Below are 3,589 nucleotides of genomic sequence, written 5' to 3' on the forward strand. Positions count from 1 at the left end.
ATGGCAACCGTATTAAACTGCCAAAAATCGGCCAAGTACCTATCAACTTGCATCGCCCCCTTCCGAATCGCTTCGAGCTAAAAGAAGACTTGGACTTCAGGACACTCGCTAAAGGCTTCGGTGGCAAACACATGGTTGATGCTGGTCTGGGTCAGTTCGTCAATATCGTGCTGCCTTGGGTGTGCTGGAAGCGTGGTGTTTATTATGGCAAGGTTGACCCCAGAGGCACCAGTCAGGAATGCCCTATAGGGATTTGGTTAGCGCTCAGGTTATTCGCAATCGTGGCCTCTCGGTCGTGGGTCTCACGGCTGATGAAATCGCCTGTGGACGGGTTCTGTCGGGGGCATTGCCCAGACCAGACCGAACGAAGCAGGTAGTCGCTCCAGCGATCCAGTGAAGCTCGCGCTGTACCGAAGATCGGCATCGGGAGAACGTCACGTCGCTACTCACACCACCCAAATAAAGACATGTTCTTCAATTCCACTAACCTCCTGATTGAAGAATTCACCCGCTACTTGCAGGCGGGATACCACAGCACGTATGGCGGCCTCAAGCCTGACTATCCCGACATTATTACCTGGGCGGGACGGATGGCTCTGGAAAATATTGCCAACAGCGATGCCCTCTATCACGATGTGGAACATACGATTTTGGTGACCCTGGTGGGTCAGGAAATTCTACGGGGCAAACACATCCGCGAAGGGGGCGTTTCCTGTGAAGATTGGCTGCATACCATGATTTCCCTGCTGTGCCACGATATTGGCTACGTGAAAGGGGTCTGTCGTCAAGACCGCAAAGGGGCATACGCTACCGGGGTCAACGGTGAAATGATTTCCCTGGAGCGTGGTTCCACGGATGCGGCGCTGACGCCCTACCACGTGGATCGGGGCAAGCTGTTTATTGACGAACGCTTTGGCGGCCACCGCCTCATCAACGCCGAGGTGATTAAAAAGAATATTGAATTGACGCGATTTCCGGTTCCCGATGCGGCGGACCGACAAAATACACGTAACGTACCGGGGTTGGTTCGGGCAGCGGATTTAATTGGGCAGCTCAGCGACCCACGGTATCTGAAGAAAGTGCCGGCTTTGTTTTATGAGTTTGAAGAAACGGATGTGAACCAAACCCTGGGGTATCGCAATCCCGACGATTTGCGCGATAACTATCCCAAGTTTTATTGGAGCAGCGTTTTCCCCTATATTCGGGATGCTTTGCAGTATTTGGAACTAACGCAAGAAGGGAAGCAGTTTATTGCCAATCTCTACGCCAATGTGTTTGTGGTGGAACACGACAAGCATTTTGAACCTTCGTCGCTAGGGGGCTAAAATGGGCACCCGCGCAAATTTTAAGCCAGTAACTCCCTGTAGGGGTTTGATGTTGCCCATGTCGATTTGGGCGGCGACCCAACCTTCCCGGGTTAGATAGTGCAGGTACTGGCGATATTCTTCCCACTCTTTGTTGGTAGCGTAGACGAGGGTGAGCATGCCGGGTTGGGTAATGCGATCGCCGGTGCGTTCGTCTTCGCCTTTGTCGATGCGTTTTTTCACAATTTCGTAGCGGGTATCTTTGGTCCCCCGAACGTCAAACAGGCGTTCGGTTTTTTCATCGTGGAAAATGTCTACGGGAACATCTTGTACCAAAACCAGATGGGCAACTTGCAGGTGGGTATTGTATTCCTGCTGTATCCGAAAGGCAGTGCGGGCGCAATCGCACACGGCGCGGAGTTGTTCGTAACGCAGGCTGCGCAGGTGAAAAATGGAGAACTGCGGGTTTAAAGAAGCCCCGGCGTAAATCATGTGGTCGATGCCGTCGGTGCATTCGGTGTCGCAGTAGTGGGGAACGATTTGTTGCATGCGTTCCTGCCAGCTATCCCAGGTTTCCCGCAGGCGGCTGTTGATATGCTGTACCATTTGGTCGTACTGCCCGCGTTCGGTGTAGACACAGCGATGTTCGTTGTCGCAGGCTTGACAGTAGGCTGCCACGGCACTGGCAGTGCGATCGCCGCACTGGCGGAAAAAGGGAAAGTAGATTTCTACATGTTCGCGCAAGTACTGGATTTGGGTCACTTCCGATTCCACGGAAACCCCTTGCTGCAATTGTTCGATGCGTTCCAGCAAATCCAACCGCAACTGTTCGCCCAGGGAAGTGGCACGTTCTTCGCAAACGGCTTCCATAACCGCTAGTGCCAGGCGAAATTGGGTGAGCAAATCGGCTTGGATGGCGCGGTTGCGGGCTTTGGAAGAACCGCGAATGTCGGAAATGCCGTAGAGGGGATAGACATTGGCAAAAACAATGGGTTCGGGGGGCATGCCCAAACTGCGTCGCTGGGCTTCCTGTAGGAAACGCCATTCCACGGCAGGGTGGATGTTGCTAAAGCAGGTGAGGCGCTGCTGGATGGATTGGCGCAGGGCAATGGTGAGGGAAGATTGGAGTTTTTGGGCTAGGTGAACGCTGGAGGGGGGAAACTGATGGGTGCGATCGCTTCCAATAACGTACCAACCGAGAAATTGCTGGGTGTCAAAGCCGGTAGCTAGCGATTCCATGGTCAGAGGCACCACCAACATGGAACCAACCCCCAAATCCCGCAGGGCGCGATCGCATTCGGTATGGCAGCTAGCGCTCAAATCCCCCACCGCCACCACACTACGGTTGTCGCTGGTGGGAAATACCCGGGATTGTTGCAGGCTTTCCACAGCGTAGCTGCGTACGTCCATGTTGCCCCCTTCGTTTTGGTGGAACAATCGGGCCATGCTGCCTTCCAAACTGATACAAAAAACCTGTTGGGCGGCAAACAGCGATCGCAATTGTCGGGCCACCCGGGCAAATTTTTCCGGATGCAGCAGGGAACCGGACCCGATTAACAGCTGCGTCAGCCGTTCCAGTTGCTTTCTGGTGGTAATATCCACCCCCTCCAGCACCAACGTTCCCTCAATTTGCCCAGCCACCGCGGCCAGTTCCCCAGCCAACTCTTCAGCGCGTTCGGGCAGCCAAGCATGTAGGAGGTCTTGCCAAACGTTGTTGGGGGCGGTGTCAGTTTTTTCCATCGCAACCTGCCAATCCAGCGATCGCAACCCCACATCCAACCATCGCTGTTGGGTGCCTTCTGTCGCGGGAATGGGAACCGCCTTAGACTCGGCCAGCGCCAGCGTTTCCGGGGGCAGGTGGAGCTGGCAATGTTGGGTGAGAAGGGCATACAGCAGGTGGCGTCGGAACAACTCTTGCAAAGGTTCTTGCAGCAATCCAGCCAAAGCCTCCTCCAAAGGGGCCGCCAGCCACCGCCCGGCAGTGGGATTGTGCCCCATCACCGTTAGTTCCAGCTCTTGGGGGGGGCGCGATCGCACCTGCAACGCCACCAACAACAAGCGATCGCTATCCCAAACCAGGGGATGATTGGCAAACGTCAGATGGTCCCACAGCGAGCGATCGTTGGATTCTTGCGATGGTTCGCTTTGCCCATTGCGCAAGCGAGAGTGAAATCGATCCATAAAGATTCCAATATCTCTGATTCAAGTAAAACTTTCGGTAGCTTGGAATCCCCGTCGCTTTAGCGCGGGGAGGAAAAGCGCCTCGTGGGGCTTTAGCCCCATTT

General features: G+C 54.6%; 2 protein-coding genes and 1 pseudogene. 2 read left to right on the forward strand and 1 reads right to left on the reverse strand.

Annotated elements, in window-relative coordinates; all coding sequences use genetic code 11:
- Positions 1-377: pseudogene (locus tag AS151_RS22495) on the forward strand (hypothetical protein); the annotation flags it as partial.
- A 90-nt stretch (positions 378-467) separates the two neighbouring features.
- A complete protein-coding gene (locus AS151_RS05585) occupies positions 468-1,325 on the forward strand; it encodes an Npun_R2479 family HD domain-containing metalloprotein (RefSeq protein WP_071516064.1) in 858 nt (285 codons plus the stop codon).
- Here AS151_RS05585 and AS151_RS05590 read toward each other — a convergent pair.
- Positions 1,314-3,485 carry a hypothetical protein gene (locus AS151_RS05590; protein WP_071516065.1) on the reverse strand — a complete coding sequence of 724 codons (2,172 nt, stop codon included), beginning with the start codon at positions 3,483-3,485 and terminating at the stop codon, positions 1,314-1,316. The genes AS151_RS05585 and AS151_RS05590 overlap by 12 nt on opposite strands.
- Between the last annotated feature and the right edge of the window lie 104 nt (positions 3,486-3,589).

The sequence above is a fragment of the Geitlerinema sp. PCC 9228 genome, assembly GCF_001870905.1.
Lineage (GTDB): Bacteria > Cyanobacteriota > Cyanobacteriia > Cyanobacteriales > PCC-9228 > PCC-9228.